Source organism: Paraburkholderia sp. Cy-641, from assembly GCF_011752945.1.
Lineage (GTDB): Bacteria > Pseudomonadota > Gammaproteobacteria > Burkholderiales > Burkholderiaceae > Paraburkholderia.
Genome location: NZ_VWWM01000043.1, coordinates 37,587 through 59,681 on the forward strand (window position 1 = coordinate 37,587; position 22,095 = coordinate 59,681).

Genomic DNA, 22,095 nt, shown 5'->3' on the forward strand with positions numbered 1-22,095 from the left:
GTCAGGGCAACATGCTAGGAGGGAGCCTTCCCAGGGGCGGTAGCGGAAGACTGCCGCCACTTGGGCGGGAGCTGCCGCCGTTTCCGCCGTTTCCGCCGCTTTGGCCGGCAAGGTCGTCCAGGTCGGACGTCGATGACTTTGACCGACGCTGGGTCGATTCTTGACCATCCTGGTCGTCATCACCGCATCCGCACTCTGCAGGACCAAGTCTCATGAACTTCGAATCTGAACCCGCTATGTCGATGTAGTCTTGCCGCTGACCGCGAGAGAAATCGTCCGGTGGAAACTTATACTCGACCACCATTTTAATATTGGCTTGGACAGGCGGCTGCGTGGGGTCGTTGACAATCACAACATCAGGCCGGCGAAGGTTGCCGTCCCCCGCTTTGTATTTCTTGCGACCACCCGGCCAGAAGTCCTCGATCCATTGGCGAATGTCCGAGTGAGGTCGCAACGGATCGTCCGGGTCCGTCACCGGCTCCGGTGGGGCCGTTTTCATGTTGTATGTCTGCTCAGGGCGGTATTCCGTCGGCGCACCGGTCTCAATCCGCGACATCTCGTTCGCGAAATCCAACCGCTGCTGAACGCATCGTTGGCGCTGGATTCGACCATTTCGGGTGGCCACGCCGATGTTTTTGCACTTGCAGAGCACAGAACACAGCACCGCGCGGTCTTTCGGCGAAAGACGACCGCTGACCCCTACTGGGGTCGTTTGACCTTCGGGCGAGACCCCACCGGTCATGGAGCCCGGACCGTAGCCGCTCATGCTCCCTCGCTCCCGGGATGGCTGAACATCAGCGACGAAGCGTCATGCCCCTCAAGCCATTCTGTGAACCCGTTCCCGTCCGTTTTGCCTTGGATCACGCGACCGTCCGACGACCTGACCGTGTACGGGTGTCCCGCGACGGGCTTGCGCGTGATGTCATCGAGTACCTGAAAGCGCCCGCGATAAGGCATTTGCGGGTTCGTCTCGGATAGGACGCTTTTCCCGCCGCCTATCGAACCACCGCTAGTTGGTTCGGCCGTTGTATTGTTTTGCGAGGCGATGAGCGTGGCCCCACATGCTGTCGTGTCGCCTTCGGAGGCGACGGGCCGACCGTCGAACGTCACGCCGAGATTCTTGACCCCGACGATCGGATAGACCCCACCACACTTTGGACACGACACCTTGTCGCCCAAGAGCGCGAGGGCGACGCCGTCCGATTTGTTCTCCGGCGAACACACAAGCACGCGACCGCCGTGCGAGGTCGTGTCGCCCTCGCGAATGAACGCAAAACCCATAATGCATGCCCTCTCTCTTTTTGTCGGAGGAATGTAGCACATCGGGTTTTCCCGGGGCCACCCTGTCAACGTTGGCAGTTTCAACATGCCGCATCCGGGGGGGGGGGGCGCTGCGCTTGACGGAATTGTGGAAGGTGCCAGGTCGAAGGCGCTCAAACGGCGCGAGACACTATGCAAGCGTGATGGTGGTGGTCCAGGCAACCGCCAAAGTGGCGGGACGCATTGCGTGAGTGCGGCGCGCACCTCGCGACAGGAAGGAACGCAGCGTTTGCCCCATGAGCGCCTAGGTAGAGGACTGCTCAGCCTGCACCATGCCGAGGCCGGAGCAATGCGAGGAGGATTCCAGCGTCAATACGAGACCACTGCCTCGACCCGTCGAGGTGGATCGATGACTGATGTGGGCCCAAAATGCCTACACGGACCCAGAAAGCAAAAAGCCCAGCCGATTAAGGCTGGGCTAAGTGCTTGATATCTTTGGTGGGGCGTGAGTGACTCGAACACTCGACCTACGGATTAAGAGTCCGCTGCTCTACCAACTGAGCTAACGCCCCAAACAGAAGCGAGATTATGCAGTAACTTTTTGAGATTGCCAAGCCCTTTTCGCAAATTTATTAAGAAATCACATCGCGTGGGCTGGAGTCTTCCCTCGACAAAGCCGCTGCCTTGAAAACATCGTGGCGTCGGGTCGTCCCGGTATCATGTCGCGGACACCTCGCCGCGCGATGCGTCGTGCGGCTTTCGACCGGGGATTGCCATGAATGAGAAAGAGATTGCCGAGCTGCTCGACCGGGTCCTCGCGCCTTGGGTCCGCGCGCTGACGCTGACGCCAGTCAAGGCCGACGAGGAAAGTGCGACGCTGCGTCTGCCGTTTTCCGGTGAATGGCGTCACTCGGGCGGCATTATCAGCGGCCAGGTGTTCATGGCAGCCGCCGATACCGCGATGATCGTCGCGATTACCGCCGCGCTCGGCGGCTTCAGGCCGATGACCACGGTGTCGCTGAACATCAGCTTCATGCGCGCGGTTCGCAAAGGCGACGTGCTGATCGAGGCGCGCGTGCTTCGTATGGGCCGCAATCTCGTGTTCGGCGAAGTCGAGCTGTTCGACGAAAGCGGCAATATGGCCGTCCACGCGACCACGACTTACGCGTTGCTCGACTGAAAGCCCGGACGAAGCGCGTCACTCCTCGCCGTACATAAACGGGCAGCAGAAATAGCAGAAACAGCAAGGAAAAGCAGGATGTTCGATCAGGTCGTATTCGCCGGCGGCGGCAACCGCTGCTGGTGGCAGGCGGGTTTCTGGGATGTCGTGCAGCCGCAGTTCGACATTCGTCCGCGCGTGATCGCCGGCATTTCGGCCGGCGCCGCCACCGCCTGCATGCTTTACACGCGCGACGATTCCGAGTGGGTCATGCGCTATTACGAAGACGCGCTGCGCCACAACACGCGCAATGCGCACTGGGGCAATCTGCTGCGCGGCGAGTCGGTGTTTCCGCATTACCGCATCTACCGCCAGGCGCTGCTCGATATCTGCGGCGAAAAATTTTCGAAGCTCGCGCATGCGCCGGAGATTCGCATCGGCGTGTCGCATCTGCCGCGCTGGCTCGGTGCGAGGAGCGCAGTCGCCGCGGGACTGATCGCGTACAACATCGAGAAATACGTGCGCAAGACCTTGCATCCCACGTTGGGACAGACGCTCGGCTTTCATCCGGAATTCGTGCGCGCGCAGGATTGCGCGAGCGTCGAGGATCTCGCGGATCTGATCCTGCAATCATCGAGTACGCCGCCGTTCACGCCGGTTCTGCGCCGCAACGGCCGGCCGGTGCTGGACGGCGGCATGGTCGACAACGTGCCGGTCGGCGCGCTCGACGCCGATGTGCCGGGCAACGTGCTCGTGATGGTCACGCGTCTTTATCCGCGGCCGCAGATGTTCGTCGTGCCGCATGGCGTGCAGCAGCGGCTCTATGTGCAGCCGTCGCGCAAGGTGCCGATTTCGAGCTGGGATTACACGAGTCCTTCGCAGATGGTCCACGCGTACAACCTCGGGCGCGCCGATGGCGAGGTCTTCCTCGAACGCATGCCTGCCTTGATGGAAGCGGGGGCGCACGAAGTGCGCTGAGCGAGGCGGGCGCCGCGCCCGCAAGTCGCGCGCTTCCGGCCGCGCGCGGCGCATGAGCCGGACGCCGAGCCGTGGCCCGGCATCCGCACTTATACGGCTACCTGCCTCGCTTACCGTCGACGCCCGCCCTGCAGCGCTTCAGGATTCGCCACGTTCGCGGTATCGCCGGAATCGAACGCGAGAATGTTCTTGAACGCGGCGCCGAAATACAGCTCGTAGCTCTCGCGCTCCACATACCCGATGTGCGGCGTGCAGATCACGTTTTCCATGCGCAGCAGGCTGTAGCCCTGCAGGATCGGCTCGCTTTCGTACACGTCGATCGCGACCATGCCCGGACGGTTGTGCGACAGCGCGCTCAGGAGCGCGTTTTCCTCGAGCAGTTCGGCCCGGCTCGTGTTGACGAGCAGCGCGGTCGGCTTCATGCGCATCAGGTCGTCCTGCTTGACGATGCCGCGCGTGTCGTCGTGCAGGCGCAGATGCAGTGACAGCACGTCGCTATTCTCGAACAGCGCCTCGCGGTTTTCGGCGACGCCGTAGCCGTCGGCGCGCGCGGCTTCGCGCGAATGATCGCGGCCCCAGACCAGCACGTTCATGCCGAATGCCTTGCCGTAACCGGCGACCAGCCGGCCGATCTTGCCGTAGCCCCAGATGCCGAGCGTCTGCCCGCGCAGCACCTGACCGAGACCGAAGTTCGGCGGCAGCGCGGACGTCTTCAGCCCCGACTGCTGCCAGGCGCCCTGCTTAAGGTTTGCTACGTATTGCGGAATACGGCGCTGGGCGGCCATGATGAGTGCCCACGTCAGTTCGGCCGGCGCGTACGGCGAGCCGCTGCCCTCGAGTACGGCGATGCCGCGCTCGGTACAGGCCGCGAGGTCGATGTGGCCCGCTACCTTGCCGGTTTGGCTGATCATGCGCAAACGCGGCAATTTGTCGAGCAGTTGCGAGGTGATGCGGGTGCGTTCGCGAATCAGGACGAGCGCGTCGACTTCGGTGAGCCGGCTCGCCAGCTGACCGAGACCGCGTACCGTGTTGTTGAAAACTTTGACTTCGTGATCGGCCAGCAATTGAAAGCAGTCGAGCTTGCGGACGGCGTCCTGATAATCGTCGAGGATGGCAATCTTCATGGTATGTAATTTGCTGCGCACCTCGTTGGTGCGAATGGAGTGTTATGCTGACTGCCCCGGCGTGTGAGTTAGGTCACATGCCGGTCTGGCTGGATGCCTTACCGTAGAAATCGCCGCGAAAAGAACGGCTACGCTACGCGAAGGCGAATTGAGAACGTTTTTACAGTTTGTTGCGTGTTGAGGCAAGCCGCTTTACACAAGGTTGCAGAAGCCTTGTCGGCAAGGTGTCTCCGCCTGGCAAGCTGTGTGGCCCAGGACGATCTGCGCAATCTTGCGCCGGGAGTGCAATCGATACACACCGGCGCGATGAGTTAAATGCCTCTCGCATGCAGCGTCGCCGGGCTTGTACCGTTTTTCTATTGCTTTCAAAACGGAGACAGGTCGATGAATCATCCCTCGTTCGAAGGGCTGCCCACTATCGAGGCACCCACATGGGTCAAGCACCGCAAGCTGATCGACTGGGTTCAGCGGATCGCCGCGCTGACCAAACCCGAGAAGATCGTCTGGTGCGACGGCTCGCAGGAAGAATATGACCGGCTGTGCGCGCAGATGGTCGAAGCCGGCACCCTCAGGAAGCTCAATCCCGCCAAACGTCCCAATTCCTATCTGGCGTGTTCCGATCCGTCCGACGTCGCGCGCGTCGAGGATCGCACCTTCATCTGCTCGCAGCGCGCCGAAGACGCCGGCCCCACCAACAACTGGATTGCCCCGGCCGAGATGCGCTCGACGCTCGACGGCCTGTTCGACGGCTCGATGCGCGGCCGTACGATGTACGTGGTGCCGTTCTCGATGGGCCCGCTCGGCTCGCCGATCGCGCACATCGGCGTCGAACTGAGCGACAGCCCATATGTCGTGACCAACATGCGCATCATGACGCGCATGGGCCGCAAGGTGTACGACGTGCTCGGCGAGGACGGCGAGTTCGTGCCGTGCGTGCATTCGGTCGGCGCGCCGCTCGCGACGGGCGGGCAGGACGTGCCGTGGCCGTGCAACAAGACCAAGTACATCGTGCATTTCCCCGAATCGCGCGAAATCTGGAGTTTCGGTTCGGGCTACGGCGGCAACGCGCTGCTCGGCAAGAAGTGCTTCGCGCTGCGCATCGCGTCGACGATGGGCCGCGACGAGGGCTGGCTCGCGGAACACATGCTGATTCTCGGCGTGACGTCGCCGGAAGGGCGCAAGCATCACGTCGCGGCGGCGTTCCCGTCGGCGTGCGGCAAGACCAACTTTGCGATGCTGATTCCGCCGGCTGGCCTGAACGGCTGGAAAATCTCCACGATCGGCGACGATATTGCCTGGATCAAGCCGGGTAAGGACGGCCGTCTCTACGCGATCAACCCGGAAGCCGGCTACTTCGGCGTGGCGCCGGGCACGAGCGAGAAGACCAACTACAACGCGCTCGCCACGCTGAAGGAAAACGTGATCTTCACGAACGTCGCACTGACCGACGACGGCGACGTCTGGTGGGAAGGCATGACCGACGAGCCGCCCGCGCATCTGATCGACTGGCAGGGCAAGGACTGGACGCCGGCCGAGGCGAAGGAAACCGGCCGCAAGGCCGCGCATCCGAACGCGCGCTTCACGGCGCCGGCGTCGCAGTGTCCGTCGATCGATGCCGATTGGGAAAACCCGGCCGGCGTCGCGATCGACGCGTTCATCTTCGGCGGCCGCCGTTCGACCACCGTGCCGCTCGTCACCGAAGCGCGCAACTGGGTCGAGGGCGTCTACATGGCGGCGACGATGGGCTCCGAAACGACCGCCGCCGCGGCCGGCCAGCAGGGCGTGGTGCGGCGCGATCCGTTCGCGATGCTGCCGTTCTGCGGCTACAACATGAGCGACTATTTCGGTCACTGGCTGAAGACCGGCGAGCGTTTGCAGCAGTTGAGCGCGAAGCTGCCGAAAATCTTCTGCGTGAACTGGTTCCGCAAAGGTGCGGACGGCAAGTTCGTCTGGCCGGGCTTCGGCGAGAACATGCGCGTGCTGAGCTGGATGGTCGGCCGCATCGAAGGCACGGCGCAGGGTGAGGAGCACGCGTTCGGCGTGTCGCCGCACTACGAGGACATCGACTGGAGCGGTCTGAACTTCAGCCGCGAACAGTTCGAACAGGTGATTTCCGTCGACGACGCAGCCTGGCGCGACGAACTCGCACTGCATGCCGAGCTCTTTGACACGCTGCAGCAAGGTCTGCCGCCGGCTCTGGCGGAAGCCAAGCGCGCACTCGAAGAAAAGCTCACCACCTGATCATGTGAGTGTTCACTTCGCATGGAAGGCCGCCTTCGGGCGGCTTTTCTTTTTTGGGGCGCCCTTATCTCCATATTTTCGAATTCAGCAATGCCGGGATGACCTTTGCGTCTGTTCGAACAAAAAAGACAGTGCAAGCTGCGGCGCAGCAGATTGTTTCAGTTTTCAGAATAGTTTGCGACCGAGCCCTGCTTTAGAGGGTATGGTCGTACCAAAATTGACAATATTTCGAGTTCCGACAGCAACTTCTGCACGAATTTGCGAGTCGTAGGAGAATTCCAAGTTCGCTTCACTGGTTTTCACTAATTGTCAGGAAGCAGTAACACGGTAGGAGTTGTCTTATGGACCATTTGCAGTCGATGCGAGTTTTCGTCAAGGTGGCGGATCTCGGCAGTTTTGCCCGCGCTGCGAGCGCAATGGATATTTCCAACGCGGTCGCCACCCGTCACGTTGCCGACCTCGAAGGCCGGCTCGGTACACGGCTGCTCAATCGCACAACCCGCAGCTTGTCGCTGACCGAATCCGGTCAGGTCTATCTCGAGCGCGCCCGTCAGATCCTCGACGAACTGGAAGACGTCGAACAGATGGTGGTGGCGCGCAATCACGAACCCGTCGGCACGCTACGCATCGTCGCGCCGGTCGTGTTCGGGCTGCATAACCTCGCGCCCGTGCTGCAAACGTACGCGGAGCGCTACCCGAAAGTGATTCCCGATGTCACGCTGGTCGACCGTCAGGTCGATCTCGTCGAAGAAGGCTTCGACGTCGGCGTCGTGATCGCGCGGCAGATGCGCAGCGCGAGCATCGTCACGCGGCGCCTCACCACGGGCTGTATGACCGTCTGCGCGACGCCGGCCTATCTGGAGAAACACGGCATGCCGACGCGGCCCGAGCATCTGCTCGAGCATCCGTGCCTGAGCTTGCCGTCCGAATATTGGGGCGACGAACGCGTGTTTACCGGACCGGACGGTGAGGTCCGCGTGCGCCCGTCCAACGTGATCGTCGCGAACAACACGGAAATGCTGCGGCAGTTTGCGCTGCTCGGCATGGGCATCGCGATTCTGCCGAGCTATCTGATCGGCCGCGACATGACGCGCGGCAGGCTCGTGCGTCTGCTCGGAGACTACCGCCTGCCGCAGGTCGAAATCAACATTGCGTATCCGAGCCGCCGCCATTTGCCGGCCAAGGTGCGTACGTTCATCGACCATCTGGTCGAGCATTTCAGCCAGACGCCGAATAGCGTGCTCGGCGAGCAGTGGATCAAGGATGGCCAGGAGCAGCCTGCGACATCGGCAATGTTCGATTCCACCGAGCCTCGCGCACCGGAAGCATTTGATGGTGCCGAGCCGCTTTCGCGGCTGCTCGATAGCGAGTTGTCGCCGGTGGCAAAAACGCTGACGAAGACGACCAGCCGAGCCCGGCCGACGGCATTGTCGCCGCTGTAAGCAGAAGTTAGCGGCAACGCGGGCCGCGCATTAAAAAGGCGCAGTCACTTTACGTGACTGCGCCTTTTTTTATCGACGGCGGCGGATGAAGCCGATGCTGGCAAGCGATGCGCCATCCTGCTGCGAATGACACCTGCCAGCCAGGCTGGGCCTGCCTTACGAGCCGGTTTTCCGCGCTGCGGCCTTCTTTGCCGGCGCTTTCTTTGCCGCCGCGGTCCTGGTGGCCGGAGTCTTTCTGGCCGCCACCTTCTTCGCCGCCGGCTCTGCCTTCACGACCACGGCCGTATCGCCTTCGTCCGCTTCCGGTGCCGCTTTCGCCGCCGACCTGGCCGCCGTGGTCTTGGCCGCCGCGGTTTTCCCTGCAGCCGGTTCCTTCTTCTCGAATTCGAAGCCGATCTTGCCGTCGCTCTGCTTGACGAGGAACGCCTTGAAGTTACGGCCCGTACGCGACGACTTGAAGTTCGTCAGCAGGTCCGTGCGACCTTCTTCGAGGAGCTTGGCCATCTGCTCGCGGGCAATTTCCTGTTGCAGGATGACCTTGCCGGAGCGGAAATCGCACGTTTTCGGATTGGCGACCGAGTTCTCGCAGACGTAGCTCATACCGTGTTCGAACACGCGCCCGCTGCACTTCGGACACGCGCCGACCGACTGCTGATCGGAGAAGTCAGGCGGTTCGCCGTCTTCGCCGGCCGCATCCTGGCCGAAATCGAATTCGAGCTTGTAGTTCTTGATCTCGTCGTCGAGTGTCAGTTTCAGGATTGCCGAGAACGGCCGGCCCATCTTGCTGCGGAAACCCGACAGCGGCCCGATCGTCTTGTTCTGCAGCAACTCCTCGACTTCCACGATTTCGAACTGGCGCCCACCCGGAATCTTCGAGATCGAGAACTCGCACTTCGAGCACGCGAAACGCCGGTAGTTTTCCTTCACCAGGCCGCCGCAATTCGGGCAAGGTGTCTGCAACGTCGCGTAATCACCCGGGATCGTGTCGGAATCGTATTCCTTCGCGCGCTTGACGATGGTTTGCGTCATGCGCGCGATTTCCTGCATGAACGCGTCGCGCGGCAGGTTGCCGCGCTCCATTTGCGAGAGCTTGTATTCCCATTCGCCGGTCAGTTCCGGCGCGGTCAGTTCCTTCACACCGAGGCCACGCAGCAGCGTCATCAGCTGGAAGGCCTTGGCGGCCGGAATCAGATCGCGGCCTTCGCGGATCAGGTATTTCTCGGTCAGTAGACCTTCGATGATCGCCGCGCGCGTCGCCGGCGTGCCGAGACCCTTGGCCGCCATCGCTTCGCGCAGTTCGTCGTCTTCGACGAGCTTGCCCGCGCCTTCCATCGCCGAGAGCAGCGTCGCTTCGTTGTAGCGTGCGGGCGGCTTCGTGACCAGTTGCTGCGCGGCGATCTTGTCGGTCTTGACCTTCTCGTCCTTTTGCACCGGCACGAGGTTCGCGTCGTCGCCGCTGGTTTCACGGCCGTAGATTTGCAGCCAGCCCGGCTCGACGAGCACCTTGCCTTCGGTCTTGAAATGATGACCGACCACTTCGGTGATACGCGTCGTGACCCGATACTCGGCGGCCGGGAAGAACACGGAGAGGAAGCGCTTCACGACGAGGTCGTAGAGCTTCTGCTCCGGCTCGGACAGGTTCTTCGGTGCCTGCAGCGTCGGGATGATGGCGAAGTGATCGCTGATCTTCGAGTTGTCGAAGATGCGCTTGTTCGGCTTCACCCAGCCCTTGTCGAGCACCTGTTTTGCGAACGGCAGGTAGTTGTTGCCCTCCTTGAGCATGCCGAGCGTCTGCTTGACCGTATCCAGATAGTCTTCCGGCAGCGCGCGCGCGTCGGTTCGCGGGTAGGTCAGCACCTTGTGCTTTTCGTACAGCGCCTGAGCGAGCCCCAGCGTGTTCTTTGCCGAAAAGCCGAAACGGCCGTTGGCTTCGCGCTGCAGGCTGGTCAGGTCGAAGAGGGCGGGCGAGAGCTGGGTGGACGGCTTCGACTCCTCGGTCACCGTGCCGAGCTGGCCGCGACAGGCCGCGACGATCGTCTCGGCCGCGGGCAGCGCCCAGAGGCGCGAATCGCGCTTTTCGGGGTCGAATTCGTCGCGCTTGAATTTCGGATCGAACCAGCGGCCTTCGTAGAAGCCGGCCGCGCAGACGAACTCCGCCTTCACTTCCCAGTAATCGCGCGGCACGAAGCGGCGAATCTTCTCTTCGCGCTCGACCACGATCGACAGCGTCGGCGTCTGCACGCGCCCGACCGTGGTCAGGAAGAAGCCGCCGCCCTTGCTGTTGAACGCGGTCATCGCGCGCGTGCCGTTGATGCCGACGAGCCAGTCCGCCTCCGAGCGGCAACGCGCGGCGTCGGCGAGCGGCTGCATCTCTTCGTCGCTGCGCAGACGCGCGAAGCCGTCGCGAATCGAGCCGGCCGTCATCGATTGCAGCCACAGCCGTTGCACCGGCTGCCTGGCTTTCGCGTGTTGCGCGATCAGGCGGAAAATCAGCTCGCCCTCGCGCCCCGCGTCGCATGCGTTGATCAGACGGTCGACGTCCTTGCGCTTCATCAGCTTGGTCAGCACCTTCAGGCGCGATTCGCTTTTTGCGATCGGATTCAGATCGAAATGCGGGGGAATGACGGGCAGATTGGCGAAACTCCACTTGCCGCGCTTGACCTCGTATTCGTCGGGCGCGGCGATTTCCAGCAGGTGGCCCACTGCCGAGGAAAGGACGTAGTCGTCGCTTTCGTAGTACTCGTCATGCTTGGTAAAGCCGCCCAAAGCGCGCGCGATGTCGTTCGCGACAGAAGGTTTTTCGGCGATGATCAGTGCTTTGGACATGACTCGATGTGAGGTTGGTAGATCCGGGTTGGTGGCCTTGAGCGCGCCAAATTAGCGCGCGACGCTCGTCTGTGCCCTTTTGCGACCCATTAACGACCGCTTTATAGCACAAGGCGCGAACCCGGCGTGTCAAGTGCCATGAAAGCGCGCCATCATAATTGCGCGCCTTGCGATTGGGCAAGCCGCGGCGAACGCCGGGTGTTCACTGCGGCTGCGGCGCGTCGGCGGCGCGGCGCAACGCCCGCGCCATCGGTTTTGGCGGCCTTTGCGCCGCCCTGTCGCGCGGCGCAAAACTGCTCAGGCGACTGCCAGCGCGGGCCGCAGCTTGGGGGCGCCGGTCACGCCGGGCAGCGCCGTCAGGTCCGACAGCATCCGCTCGACGATCGATACCTGTGGCAAAACCGTACCGAAGAAGCGCGTCGTAACCGAGTCTTCGATCAGAATGGTCGGAAAATTTTCGACGTCCAGATCGTCGAAGCGATCCGCATGGGTTTCGATGTCGATCCAGGCGAAACAGACTTCCGGGTGCCGCTCGGCCAACTGGTTGAAAGCGTCCCGGTACTCGCGACACGTTCCGCACCACTCCGCGCAGAGGCAGGCAACGAACAGCGTGTCGGGTTCGTTGACGCGCTCGGCAATCCGGTCCTGGTCGGTGTCGAGGTTCAGCGCGGGCATGAGGTGGTTTCCTTGGCGTTAGATCGGGTGCTTTGGCGCGAATGTAGCATGGCCGCTCCCAAAGGGTGGGCCGCGCCGCTCGGCGCAAGGCCTGTTGCGGGTCAGCCACGATGGGCACGCATGAAGCGGCCGCCGGGCAGCAGCGTTACCTCGCCGGCGAGTTCGAGTTGCAACAGGGTGGTTTGCAAGGCGGCGTCTCCCATCTCGGTGCGGGCGGCAAGAATTTCAAGCGTGGTCGGCGCATGGCCGAGCGCGGCGAGCAGGCGTTGGGCTTCGGGGGCGAGCGGCTTCGGCGAGGGAGCGGGCGCAAGCGGGTTCGCAAAGGCGACCGTGGCGGATGCGGTCGTGCCCGCCGGTTTGGCCGTTACGGATTCCTGCGGGAGTTTGACGGCAGAGGCTGTCTCAGCGGATATCGTCGCCGCCGCATGGCCTTGCGTCGTTGCGAGCGCGCGCCGACTATCGCGTTCGCCTGCGTAAGCAGACTCCGGCGCTGATGAAACGCACGAACCGGCATCGCGGTCGAGCGAAACGGTTTGCCTCGCTGGCCGGCCAGCCCGCACTTCCGGGCGCCGGACAAACCCCAGTTCCTCCAGCACTTCGTCCGGCGTTTCGACCAGCCTCGCGCCCTGCTTGATGATCCGGTGACAGCCGCGCGACAGCGGCGCGTGAATCGATCCGGGCAACGCGAAGATGTCGCGTCCCATTTCATTGGCGAGCCGCGCGGTGATCAACGAACCGGAGCGCATCGCCGCCTCGACGATCACGACCCCGCTGACGAGCCCCGCGATCAGGCGATTGCGTTGCGGAAAGTTAGCGGCGCGCGCCGGCGTGCCGAGCGGCCATTCCGAAACGATCACGCCCTGCACCGCAATCTGGCGCGCGAGCGCATGGTGTGCGGCCGGATACACGAGGTCCGCTCCGGTGCCGATCACCGCGACCGTTCCGCCGATGCCTTCGAGGCCGCCCCGATGCGCGGCGCCATCGATGCCGAGCGCGAGTCCCGACACGACGGTCACGCCCGCCGCCGAGAGTTCGCGCGCGAACCGCTGCGCATCCTCGACACCCTGCGGCGTCGCGCTGCGGCTACCCACCAGCGCCACCGCTCTCGTATGCAGCAGATCGAGCCGGCCCTTTATATATAGCAGCGGCGGCGGATCGGGCATCGTCAGCAGCGCGGGCGGATAGGCGGGGTCGTCGAGTGTCACGATCTGATTGCCGGGCGACTCACGCCATGCGAGCAGTGCGTCGAGTTGCGCCTCGAAGGCCGGTGCCGGCGGCGCCAGCACGGCACGCGCCGCGGCTTCACCGGCGACTTCGGCGAGCGCTTCCGACGACTGGGCGAAAATCGCTTCAGGCAGCCCGAAAGCGCCCAGCATGAGGCGCAAAGCGTCGGGCTTCAACCCCGGCGCGAGCGATAGCCGCAGCCACGCGGCAAGTTCCATACGGCTGGCGGACAAAGTGTGCATGCAGGGGCGTTCCTTTCGCTGGGCCTGCGGGTAGGCGGGCGCCATGCTAAAATTTTCATCATCCGAAATAAACCGCGAATAATCGCGGCGCCGCGCCCACCCGCGCGGGTTCGTCGTCCGGCGCACGGGGCGTGTTGAATCGAGCCGGTTCGACACCATCATCCTCTGCGTATTGCGACGTGCTCACAACCTGGCCGAATGGCCAATGCGGGCGTCCCAATGGTTGGCGGCGTCTGAAATCACACTCGAAATCATGGCTTTACTGAACATCCTCAATTACCCGGACAAACGGCTGCACAAGGTTGCGAAGCCGGTCGCGGAAGTCAACGAGCGCATTCGCCGTCTCGTCGCGGACATGGCCGAAACCATGTATGCCGCACCCGGCGTCGGGCTCGCCGCCACCCAGGTGGACGTGCACGAACGCGTGATCGTGATCGACGTCTCGGAAACGCACGACGAACTGCTCGCGTTCATCAACCCGGAAATCGTCTGGTCGAGCGATGAGCGGAAGCTCTCGGAAGAGGGCTGCCTGTCCGTGCCGGGCATTTACGACAACGTCGAGCGCGCCGAGAAAGTGCGCGTGCGCGCGCTGAACGAGAAGGGCGAGACCTTCGAGCTCGATTGCGAGGGGCTGCTGGCCGTTTGCATCCAGCATGAAATGGATCACCTGATGGGCCGCGTGTTCGTCGAATACCTGTCGTCGCTGAAGCAGACGCGCATCAAGAGCAAGATGAAGAAGCTCGCCCACGCGATGTAACGCGCGTTCACTTCGCCCACGTCCATCCATGAGCCATTCGTTGCGCGTCATCTTTGCCGGTACGCCGGAATTCGCCGCGGCCGCGCTGGCCGCGATCCATCGCGCCGGGTTTCTGGTGCCGCTCGTGCTGACGCAGCCCGACCGGCCTGCCGGACGCGGCATGAAACTGCAGGCGAGCCCGGTCAAGCGCTACGCGCAGGAGCACGGGCTGGCCGTGGCGCAGCCCACCTCGCTGCGCCGCGCCGGCAAATATCCGCAGGAAGCCGCCGCCGCGATCGACCAGTTGCGCGCCACGCCGCACGACGTGATGGTGGTCGCCGCGTACGGTCTGATCCTGCCGCAGGAAGTGCTCGAGATTCCGCGCTTCGGCTGCATCAACATTCACGCGTCGCTGTTGCCGCGCTGGCGCGGCGCGGCGCCGATTCACCGCGCGATCGAAGCGGGCGACGCACAGACCGGCATCACGCTGATGCAGATGGACGTCGGCCTCGACACCGGCGCGATGATCTCCGAAACGCGCACAGCCATTACCGCCGACGACACCACGGCCACCCTGCACGACCGTCTCGCGGAAGACGGCGCGAAGCTGATCGTCGAAGCGCTGATCGAACTCGAGCGCGGCGGCAAGCTCGCCTCGACGCCGCAACCGGCGGACGGCGTAACCTATGCCGAAAAAATCGCCAAGCATGAAGCGGCGCTCGACTGGCGCCGCCCGGCTCAAGCGCTCGCGCGCCAGGTACGCGCGTTCGATCCCTTTCCCGGCGGCGCGGGTACGCTCGAAGACGGCAGCGTCGTCAAGATCTGGGCCGCGGTTGCCGAGCCGGCCGAGGCCGAGGGCGGCAAAAACGGCAAGGCGCCTGGCGCCATCGTCGACGTCTCGCCCGAGGGCGTGGTGGTCGCGTGCGGCGAAGGCGTGCTGCGTCTCACGCAATTGCAGAAACCCGGCGGCAAGCGCCTGCCGGTGCGCGAATTCCTGGCCGGTTCGGCACTCGCTACGGGACAGCGCTTTCAACTTCCACAGGCAGAATAGCTGCCTTCGCATGACCTGAACATCGTCCGTTCGGCTGATGTTCAGGGGCGCCGCCGCGAGCCTGCCGCGCGTTAGAATCCTCCATGCAGCAGGCAAAATTTCGAGGTTTCATATGTTCGGCATCGTCCATTTCGAGTTTTTCGTCGTCGCGGTTTTTCTTCTGAATGTCACGCCGGGGCCGGATACGGCTTATATCGTCGGGCGCAGCGTCGCGCAGGGCCGCGGCGCGGGTCTGATGTCGGCGCTCGGCATTTCGGCCGGCTGCTGCATTCATTCGCTGGCGTGCGCGTTTGGCTTGACCGCGTTGCTTGCCGCGTCGGCCACGGCGTTCACCGTCGTCAAATTCATCGGCGCCATCTACCTGATTTATCTCGGTGCGCGCCTGATTTTCGCGAAACCGGCGCCGGATGCGCCTGTCAACGACACGCGCTCGCCGTCCGCGCCGAAGTCGCTGCGCCAATTGTTCCTGCAAGGCTTCTGGACCAACGTGCTGAATCCGAAGGTCGTGCTGTTCTTCGTGTCGTTTTTCCCGCAATTCGTGGCGACGGGCAGCGAGCACAAGACGTTCGCGTTCCTCGCGCTCGGCGCGGTGTTCGTCGTCATGAGCATGATCTGGAACAGCTTTGTCGCGTGGATCGCCGGCAGCGTGACGCAGCGCTTCTCCGGCAAGCCGGCGGTGAAGCGCTGGCTCGATCGTGGGGTCGGCAGCGCGTTCGTCGGCCTTGGCATCAAGCTCGCGACCACCTCACGATGATTGAATTTTCCTGCGCCGCCCATATCTAACATTTCGCTTACAATCCGGCGCCGCAATCGCGCGGCCTGGAGACGAAGCCCACGCTTAGGGCAAGGAGTTGCAGACATGTTCAATTGGGTTAAAACCGCGATGCTGATGGCCGCCATCACGGCCCTTTTCATCGTGATCGGCGGAATGATCGGCGGTTCGCGCGGCATGATGCTCGCGCTCGTGATCGCCCTCGGGATGAATTTCTTCTCGTACTGGTTTTCGGACAAGATGGTCCTGCGCATGTACAACGCGCAGGAAGTCGACGAAAACAGCGCGCCGCAGTTTTATCGCATGGTGCGCGAGCTTGCCACGCGCGCGAACCTGCCGATGCCGCGCGTGTATCTGATCAACGAAGACGCGCCGAACGCGTTTGCCACCGGCCGCAATCCGGAGAACGCGGCGGTCGCGGCCACCACGGGCATTCTGCGCGTGCTGTCGGAGCGTGAAATGCGCGGCGTGATGGCGCACGAACTCGCGCACGTGAAGCACCGCGACATCCTGATCTCGACGGTCTCGGCAACGATGGCCGGTGCGATTTCCGCATTGGCGAACTTCGCGATGTTCTTCGGCGGCCGCGATGAAAACGGCCGTCCCGCGAACCCGATCGCCGGTATCGCGGTTGCGCTGCTTGCGCCGATCGCCGGTGCGCTGATCCAGATGGCGATTTCGCGTGCCCGTGAATTCGAAGCCGACCGTGGCGGCGCGCAGATTTCGGGCGACCCGCAGGCGCTTGCTTCGGCGCTCGACAAGATTCACCGCTACGCGAGCGGCATTCCGTTTCCGACTGCCGAAGCCCATCCGGCCACGGCACAGATGATGATCATGAACCCGCTGTCGGGCGGCGGCATCGCGAATCTGTTCTCTACGCACCCGGCTACCGAAGAGCGCATCGCGCGTTTGACGGAAATGGCGCGCACGGGGCGCTTCGACTGAGTCGCAGGGGGATTGGTCGGCGCGTAAGCGTGAAGCGTGAAATACCGCAAAGCGGGCCCGCGAGGCCCGCTTTTTTTGCGCCCTTCCCTGCCATTGTGCGATTGCCCGGCCGCCATCGTCCGCCCCCACGGCTGTCCCCGCCTGGCGCCACGCTACAATGTGCGCTGACTGCGCCGCGCGCACCGTGCGGCTCGCCTTTGCTCCCTTCATGACATCAAAGCCTTCTTCGCGTTCTGCTTCTTCGCTGGCGCGTTCGCGCGAATCCCGTTTGTCGGCGCTGCATCTGTCGCCCGAATCGCTCGGATTCGCGCTCGACTGCGCGGCTCAGGCTGTCGGTGCCGTGCGTCTCGGCGCGGCCCTGCCCGCGGCGCTGCAAGCCGTTCTCGTGTCCGTGCCTGAAGGCAGCGCCGCGGCGGCACGCGGCGCGGTGCAGGACATCGCCTACCGCACGATGCGGCGCCTCGCGAGCGCCGAGTGGCTGATCGCGAAGCTCGTCAGGAAAGCGCCGCCGCCGCACGTTGCCCACGTGCTCGCCTGCGCTTTCGCGCTGCTCGTCGACGACGAAGCGAGCGCCGCCTACACGCCGTTCACGGTGGTCGACCAGGCGGTGAGCGCGATCGGCGCGCGTCGCGAATTCGTCTTCGCGAAGGGGCTCGTCAACGCGGTGCTGCGCAGTTTCCTGCGCGAACGCGAGACGCTTCTCGCCGCCATGCAAGCCGACGAAGTGGCGCGCTGGAACTATCCGGCCTGGTGGATCGACGCGGTGAAGCGCGCGTGGCCTGACGCATGGCAGTCCGTGCTGGCGGCCGGCAATACGCACGGTCCGCTCACGTTGCGCGTGAACGCGCGCCATTCGACCGTCGACGCGTACCTGCAAGTGCTGCAGCGTGATCACATCGCCGCGCGCAAGGTGGGCGAGCATGCAGTTCGGCTTGACACGCCGATGCCCGTCGAGCGCATTCCCGGCTTCGGCGAAGGTACCGTGTCGGTGCAGGATGCCGGCGCGCAACTCGCCGCGCAACTGCTCGGCGCGCGCGACGGTATGCGCGTGCTCGACGCCTGCGCGGCGCCCGGCGGCAAGACCGGCCATCTGCTCGAACTCGCCAGGCTGCAACTCGTTGCGCTCGAAAGCGACGCGTCGCGCGCGCGCCGCATCGGCGAAAACCTGCGGCGGCTGAAGCTCGAAGCAGAAGTGCGCATCGGCGACGCGGGCAACCCCGCGCAATGGCACGACGACCTCGACCAGCCGTTCGACCGCATCCTCGCCGACGTGCCGTGCTCGGCCTCGGGCATCGTGCGGCGCCATCCGGACATTCGCTGGCTGCGTCGCGAATCCGACATCGCCGCGCTCGCCGCCGAGCAGCGCCGCATTCTCGGCGCGCTCTGGCCGCTCGTGAAACCAGGCGGCGAGTTGCTCTACGTTACGTGTTCGATCTTCCCCGAAGAAGGCGAGTTGCAGGCACAGTGGTTTGGAAACCAGCATCAGGATGCGGTACGATTGGACGCGCCGGGGCAGCTTTTACCCTCAGTGGCCCGCGCGCCCGCCGACTCATCGGCCGGTTCTCATGCCGGACAGCCTGCTGAAGAGAGCGCCGGCGCGAACTCAGACCACGACGGATTTTTCTACGCGCGCTTTCAGAAACGGTGACCATCAAACGCTTCTTCCCGCTTCGGCTCGCTGCCGTGTTCTGGATCGCGCTGGCCGTATGGCTGGCAGCGCCAGGCGCTGCGCACGCTGATTCGATCGCGGTGCAGCGGGCGTCGCTGCAGGCCGACAACGGCGGCTGGAGTCTCGACGCGCACTTCGACTTCGAGTTGAACAGCAATCTCGAAGACGCGGTCAACAAGGGCATTCCGCTTTATTTCACGACCGATTTCGAACTGAGCCGGCCGCGCTGGTACTGGTTCGACGAGCAGCCAGTGAGCGTATCGCAGAGCCTGCGCCTGTCGTTCCAGCCGCTCACGCGCGAGTATCGCGTGTCGAGTGTATCGTCGGGCGGGTTGCAGCTTGGCTTTTCCTCGCTCAAGGATGCGCTCGCGGTCATCAAGCACATCACGTCGTGGCACGTGATCGACCGCAACCAGGTGCATGCCGACGAAACCTATACCGCGTCGGTGCGCATGCAGCTCGACATCGCACTGATGCCCAAGCCGTTCCAGATCGACGCGGTGAACAACCGCGACTGGAACCTCGCCTCCGACTGGAAGCGTTTCACTTTCACGGCGACAGAACGTGCTAAATAAAGTGCGCTCATCTCCTACCAGTGTCAGCAGCATCGTCGTGCGCGTGCTGGTGTCGACGGTCGCGGTCACGGCCGTGCTGCTGCTCGTGCTACTGGCCGCCGCGAGCGCGAATACCGAATTCTTCGACCGCTACTACCAGTGGCTCTACGCGGCCAACGTCGCGGTCGCGATGATCTTTCTGCTGGTGGTGGCGGCGCTCGTCGTCATCATCATCGTGCGATTGCGAACGGGCAAATTCGGCACGCGGCTGCTCGCGAAGCTGGCGTTCTTCATGGCGCTGGTCGGCGTCGTGCCGGGCGGCATCATCTACATCGTGTCGTATCAGTTCGTCTCGCGCAGCATCGAATCGTGGTTCGACGTGAACGTCGAAACCGCGCTCTCGGCCGGCCTCAATCTCGGGCGCGGCATGCTCGACGCGTCGCTGTCCGATCTGCAGACGAAGGCGCGTCTGATGTCCGAGCAACTGGCCAGCGCCGATGCCGCCGGCACCACGCTGACGTTGCTGCGTTTGCGCGATCAGTTCGGCGTGCAGGACGCGACGATCGTCGAGCCGACCCGCAGCATGTCGGGCGCGACGCCGGACATGCACGTGGTCGCGCAGGCGTCCGGCAACTACGCGATGCTGCTGCCGAGCGATCTGCCGACCCCGTTGATGATCGACCAGGCGCGCGGTCGCGGCTATGCGGCGATCGAAGGCGAAGTGGACGGCGATCCGCATGCGCACGGCGGCAAGGGCGCGCTGCGTTTGCGCGTCGTGCAGCGCATTCCCGATTCGAACGCGTCGCTCCTGCAGCCAGCCGAACGCTTCCTGCAACTGACGCAGCCGGTCTCGACCACGCTCGCGCGCAATGCCGATTCGGTGCAGCGCGCCTATCGCGAGTATCAGGAGAAGGCGCTCGGCCGTACTGGCCTGCGCAAGATGTATATCGGCACGCTGACGCTGTCGCTGTTTCTCGCGACCTTCATCGCGATGATGCTCGCGCTCGCGCTCGGCAATCAGCTCGCGCGGCCGTTGTTCCTGCTCGCGCAGGGCACCAAGGAAATTACCGAGGGCGACTACACGCCGAAGCGCGAGATCAAGTCACGCGACGAACTCGGCTTCCTCACGCAGTCGTTCAATGCGATGACGCGGCAGTTGTCCGAAGCGCGGGCGGCGGTCGAGAACAACCGCATCGCGCTCGAGCATTCGAAGGCGTATCTCGAAAGCATTCTCGCGAATCTGACCGCGGGCGTGTTCGTGTTCGACCGGCAGTTCAGGATCACCACCGCGAATCGCGGTGCCGAGCGGATTTTCCGTCAGCCGTTCCAGACCGTGCTCGGTTCGTCGCTCGATCAGATCGGTGTGCTCAGCGAATTCGGCGCGATGGTGCGCAAGGCCTTTGCCGACCGCGAAGCGGCGAGCGGCGACGGCCGCGACGACGGCGGACACTGGCAGCAGCAGTTCTCGGTGCAGGTGCCGGGCGAAACCGAACCGCTCACGTTGCTCGTGCGCGGCGCGCGTCTCGTCTCGGCCACCGAGCGCGATACGGACGACATGCAGACCTCGGGCTACGTGATCGTGTTCGACGACATCTCCGACGTGATCTCCGCGCAGCGTTCGATTGCCTGGGGCGAAGTCGCGCGGCGTCTCGCGCACGAGATCAAGAACCCGCTCACGCCGATCCAGCTTTCCGCCGAGCGCTTGCAGATGAAGCTCGCCGACAAGCTCGCGCCATCCGATGCGGACGTGTTGAAGCGCGGCGCGACCACGATCGTCAATCAGGTCGCGGCGATGAAGCAGATGGTCGACAATTTCCGCGACTACGCGCGCACGCCACCGGCCGTGCTCGCGCATCTGCAACTGAACGATCTGGTCAGCGAAGTGCTCACGCTGTACGGTATCGAGGAAGGCAAGGGCGCGATCCAGGTCGAACTCGCCGCGTTGCCCGCGATTCGCGGCGACGCGACGCAGTTGCGCCAGGTGATTCACAACCTGTTGCAGAACGCGCAGGATGCGGTCGCCGAGGTCGAGCATCCGCGTGTTTTGCTCGAGACGAGGACAGTAGAATACGGAGACCCCGATGCGGAAGGCAAAGTACGCGTCGCGGTACGTCTGACAGTGTCGGATAACGGACCGGGCTTTCCCGCGCGTATTCTCACGCGCGCGTTCGAGCCTTACGTGACCACCAAGGCCAAGGGCACGGGCCTGGGTCTTGCGATGGTCAAGAAGATCGTCGACGAACATGGCGCGCGCATCGACATTCGCAATCGAATGAAGGCCGGCGACGTGATCGAAGGCGCGCAGATTTCGATCCTCTTCCTTCAACTGGCGGACGACACGGCGGCACCCGGTGCGCATGGCGCAGGCGCGCATCCGGTGCATGGCGGTACGTCGCAGGGAACGACAAAAGCAACAGTGCAGACAAGGGCAGCGTAAATGGCAACCATCCTGGTGGTAGATGATGAAATGGGCATCCGGGAATTGCTCTCGGAGATCCTGAGCGACGAGGGACACGTCGTGGAGGCCGCTGAAAATGCGCAGGAGGCGCGCGAGTTCCGCTTGCGTCAGGCGCCGGACCTCGTGCTGCTCGACATCTGGATGCCCGACACCGACGGCGTGACGTTGCTCAAGGAATGGGCCGCGCAAGGTCAGTTGACCATGCCGGTCATCATGATGTCCGGCCACGCAACCATCGATACCGCGGTCGAAGCGACGAAGATCGGCGCGCTCAATTTTCTCGAGAAACCGATTGCGTTGCAGAAGCTGCTGAAGGCGGTCGAGCAAGGTCTCGCGCGCGGCAATGCGCCGGCGCAGGGAGGCGCGGCCGCGAAGCCGGCGATGCCGGTGAGCGCGTCGGCGGTCGCATCGGCAGCCGCCTTGCCGATACTCTCGGCCGACGGCATCGGCGGCGGCGCGCTCACTGCGCAAACGGCATCGATCTCGTTCGACATTCCGCTGCGCGATGCACGCGATGCCTTCGAGCGCGCTTACTTCGAATATCACCTCGCGCGCGAGAACGGCAGCATGACGCGTGTCGCGGAGAAGACCGGCCTCGAACGCACGCATCTTTATCGCAAGCTCAAGCAACTCGGCGTCGATCTCGGCAAGAACAAGGGCGAATGAGTGCCACGTATTGCACGCAAAGGCCGGTCGACAAAATTTTTTATGAAAGGGCTTGCTGAACTACGGATCGCTT

18 protein-coding genes and 1 tRNA gene are annotated in these 22,095 nt (G+C 63.7%); 12 read left to right on the forward strand and 7 right to left on the reverse strand.

Features of this window, described 5'->3' with window-relative positions:
• Position 1: 1 nt before the first annotated feature.
• The 3 genes from F3J20_RS22090 to F3J20_RS22100 form a co-directional block, all read right to left on the reverse strand.
• The gene (locus tag F3J20_RS22090) at positions 2–766 is read right to left on the reverse strand and encodes a VRR-NUC domain-containing protein (RefSeq protein ID WP_167284500.1); all 765 of its coding nucleotides are present in this window, start codon (positions 764–766) and stop codon (positions 2–4) included.
• Positions 763–1,281, reverse strand: coding sequence for a PAAR domain-containing protein (locus F3J20_RS22095; RefSeq protein ID WP_167284515.1), 519 nt, complete (start codon positions 1,279–1,281; stop codon positions 763–765). Before F3J20_RS22095 ends, F3J20_RS22090 begins: the two co-directional genes overlap by 4 nt.
• A 475-nt stretch (positions 1,282–1,756) precedes the next feature.
• Positions 1,757–1,832: transfer RNA gene (locus tag F3J20_RS22100), tRNA-Lys, on the reverse strand.
• A gap of 203 nt (positions 1,833–2,035) precedes the next feature.
• Here F3J20_RS22100 and F3J20_RS22105 point away from each other — a divergent pair.
• Complete coding sequence (locus tag F3J20_RS22105) at positions 2,036–2,440, forward strand: PaaI family thioesterase (RefSeq protein WP_167042090.1); 405 nt, start codon at positions 2,036–2,038, stop codon at positions 2,438–2,440.
• Positions 2,441–2,518: 78 nt separating this feature from the next.
• Complete coding sequence (locus F3J20_RS22110; protein WP_167284501.1) at positions 2,519–3,397, forward strand: patatin-like phospholipase family protein; 879 nt, start codon at positions 2,519–2,521, stop codon at positions 3,395–3,397.
• Between the two features lie 110 nt (positions 3,398–3,507).
• Here the strand turns inward: F3J20_RS22110 and F3J20_RS22115 are convergent, their stop codons facing one another.
• On the reverse strand, positions 3,508–4,521 hold the full coding sequence (locus tag F3J20_RS22115; protein WP_167284502.1) for a D-2-hydroxyacid dehydrogenase family protein: 1,014 nt from the start codon (positions 4,519–4,521) through the stop codon (positions 3,508–3,510).
• Positions 4,522–4,905: 384 nt separating this feature from the next.
• On the opposite strand from F3J20_RS22115, the gene F3J20_RS22120 reads away from it, so the two are divergent.
• Together F3J20_RS22120 and F3J20_RS22125 are read left to right on the forward strand one after the other, a co-directional pair.
• A complete protein-coding gene (locus F3J20_RS22120; RefSeq protein ID WP_167284503.1) occupies positions 4,906–6,762 on the forward strand; it encodes a phosphoenolpyruvate carboxykinase (GTP) in 1,857 nt (618 codons plus the stop codon).
• A 341-nt stretch (positions 6,763–7,103) separates the two neighbouring features.
• Positions 7,104–8,204 carry a LysR family transcriptional regulator gene (locus tag F3J20_RS22125; RefSeq protein WP_167042098.1) on the forward strand — a complete coding sequence of 367 codons (1,101 nt, stop codon included), beginning with the start codon at positions 7,104–7,106 and terminating at the stop codon, positions 8,202–8,204.
• 156 nt (positions 8,205–8,360) lie between these two features.
• Here the strand turns inward: F3J20_RS22125 and F3J20_RS22130 are convergent, their stop codons facing one another.
• The 3 genes from F3J20_RS22130 to dprA all read right to left on the reverse strand — a co-directional run bounded on the left by F3J20_RS22130 (position 8,361) and on the right by dprA (position 13,171).
• Complete coding sequence (locus F3J20_RS22130; RefSeq protein ID WP_167284504.1) at positions 8,361–11,030, reverse strand: DNA topoisomerase III; 2,670 nt, start codon at positions 11,028–11,030, stop codon at positions 8,361–8,363.
• Between the two features lie 297 nt (positions 11,031–11,327).
• Positions 11,328–11,705, reverse strand: a complete 378-nt coding sequence (locus tag F3J20_RS22135; protein ID WP_167042102.1) for a thioredoxin family protein — start codon at positions 11,703–11,705, stop codon at positions 11,328–11,330.
• Between the two features lie 101 nt (positions 11,706–11,806).
• A complete protein-coding gene (gene dprA, locus F3J20_RS22140) occupies positions 11,807–13,171 on the reverse strand; it encodes a DNA-processing protein DprA (protein WP_167284505.1) in 1,365 nt (454 codons plus the stop codon).
• Positions 13,172–13,424: 253 nt separating this feature from the next.
• On the opposite strand from dprA, the gene def reads away from it, so the two are divergent.
• From def to esaR, 8 genes are all read left to right on the forward strand, one after another.
• Positions 13,425–13,928 carry a peptide deformylase gene (def, locus tag F3J20_RS22145; RefSeq protein WP_167042106.1) on the forward strand — a complete coding sequence of 168 codons (504 nt, stop codon included), beginning with the start codon at positions 13,425–13,427 and terminating at the stop codon, positions 13,926–13,928.
• 28 nt (positions 13,929–13,956) lie between these two features.
• Entirely contained in the window at positions 13,957–14,958 is a 1,002-nt protein-coding gene (fmt, locus tag F3J20_RS22150; RefSeq protein ID WP_167284506.1) for a methionyl-tRNA formyltransferase, read from the forward strand.
• 112 nt (positions 14,959–15,070) lie between these two features.
• Positions 15,071–15,712, forward strand: coding sequence for a LysE family translocator (locus tag F3J20_RS22155; RefSeq protein ID WP_167284507.1), 642 nt, complete (start codon positions 15,071–15,073; stop codon positions 15,710–15,712).
• Between the two features lie 105 nt (positions 15,713–15,817).
• Complete coding sequence (gene htpX / locus F3J20_RS22160; RefSeq protein ID WP_167042112.1) at positions 15,818–16,675, forward strand: zinc metalloprotease HtpX; 858 nt, start codon at positions 15,818–15,820, stop codon at positions 16,673–16,675.
• Between the two features lie 208 nt (positions 16,676–16,883).
• Complete coding sequence (gene rsmB / locus F3J20_RS22165; protein ID WP_167284508.1) at positions 16,884–18,323, forward strand: 16S rRNA (cytosine(967)-C(5))-methyltransferase RsmB; 1,440 nt, start codon at positions 16,884–16,886, stop codon at positions 18,321–18,323.
• Positions 18,320–18,919 (forward strand): DUF4390 domain-containing protein, encoded by a 600-nt coding sequence (locus tag F3J20_RS22170; RefSeq protein WP_167042116.1) that lies wholly within the window; start codon positions 18,320–18,322, stop codon positions 18,917–18,919. Before rsmB ends, F3J20_RS22170 begins: the two co-directional genes overlap by 4 nt.
• Positions 18,909–21,335, forward strand: a complete 2,427-nt coding sequence (locus F3J20_RS22175; protein WP_167042118.1) for a PAS domain-containing sensor histidine kinase — start codon at positions 18,909–18,911, stop codon at positions 21,333–21,335. The genes F3J20_RS22170 and F3J20_RS22175 overlap by 11 nt, the downstream gene beginning before the upstream one ends.
• Positions 21,336–22,022, forward strand: coding sequence for a response regulator transcription factor EsaR (esaR, locus tag F3J20_RS22180; RefSeq protein ID WP_167042120.1), 687 nt, complete (start codon positions 21,336–21,338; stop codon positions 22,020–22,022).
• Positions 22,023–22,095 lie beyond the last annotated feature (73 nt).

What these genes read in the sequence shown, in the direction of transcription:
- F3J20_RS22155 (WP_167284507.1), top strand. Translation starts at nt 15,071, where the DNA reads ATGTTCGGCATCGTCCATTTCGAGTTTTTCGTCGTCGCGGTTTTTCTT.
- F3J20_RS22095 (WP_167284515.1), bottom strand. Translation starts at nt 1,281, where the DNA reads ATGGGTTTTGCGTTCATTCGCGAGGGCGACACGACCTCGCACGGCGGT.
- esaR (WP_167042120.1), top strand. Translation starts at nt 21,336, where the DNA reads ATGGCAACCATCCTGGTGGTAGATGATGAAATGGGCATCCGGGAATTG.
- F3J20_RS22125 (WP_167042098.1), top strand. Translation starts at nt 7,104, where the DNA reads ATGGACCATTTGCAGTCGATGCGAGTTTTCGTCAAGGTGGCGGATCTC.
- F3J20_RS22120 (WP_167284503.1), top strand. Translation starts at nt 4,906, where the DNA reads ATGAATCATCCCTCGTTCGAAGGGCTGCCCACTATCGAGGCACCCACA.
- F3J20_RS22135 (WP_167042102.1), bottom strand. Translation starts at nt 11,705, where the DNA reads ATGCCCGCGCTGAACCTCGACACCGACCAGGACCGGATTGCCGAGCGC.
- F3J20_RS22130 (WP_167284504.1), bottom strand. Translation starts at nt 11,030, where the DNA reads ATGTCCAAAGCACTGATCATCGCCGAAAAACCTTCTGTCGCGAACGAC.
- def (WP_167042106.1), top strand. Translation starts at nt 13,425, where the DNA reads ATGGCTTTACTGAACATCCTCAATTACCCGGACAAACGGCTGCACAAG.
- fmt (WP_167284506.1), top strand. Translation starts at nt 13,957, where the DNA reads ATGAGCCATTCGTTGCGCGTCATCTTTGCCGGTACGCCGGAATTCGCC.
- htpX (WP_167042112.1), top strand. Translation starts at nt 15,818, where the DNA reads ATGTTCAATTGGGTTAAAACCGCGATGCTGATGGCCGCCATCACGGCC.
- F3J20_RS22090 (WP_167284500.1), bottom strand. Translation starts at nt 766, where the DNA reads ATGAGCGGCTACGGTCCGGGCTCCATGACCGGTGGGGTCTCGCCCGAA.
- F3J20_RS22105 (WP_167042090.1), top strand. Translation starts at nt 2,036, where the DNA reads ATGAATGAGAAAGAGATTGCCGAGCTGCTCGACCGGGTCCTCGCGCCT.
- rsmB (WP_167284508.1), top strand. Translation starts at nt 16,884, where the DNA reads ATGACATCAAAGCCTTCTTCGCGTTCTGCTTCTTCGCTGGCGCGTTCG.
- dprA (WP_167284505.1), bottom strand. Translation starts at nt 13,171, where the DNA reads ATGCACACTTTGTCCGCCAGCCGTATGGAACTTGCCGCGTGGCTGCGG.
- F3J20_RS22115 (WP_167284502.1), bottom strand. Translation starts at nt 4,521, where the DNA reads ATGAAGATTGCCATCCTCGACGATTATCAGGACGCCGTCCGCAAGCTC.
- F3J20_RS22110 (WP_167284501.1), top strand. Translation starts at nt 2,519, where the DNA reads ATGTTCGATCAGGTCGTATTCGCCGGCGGCGGCAACCGCTGCTGGTGG.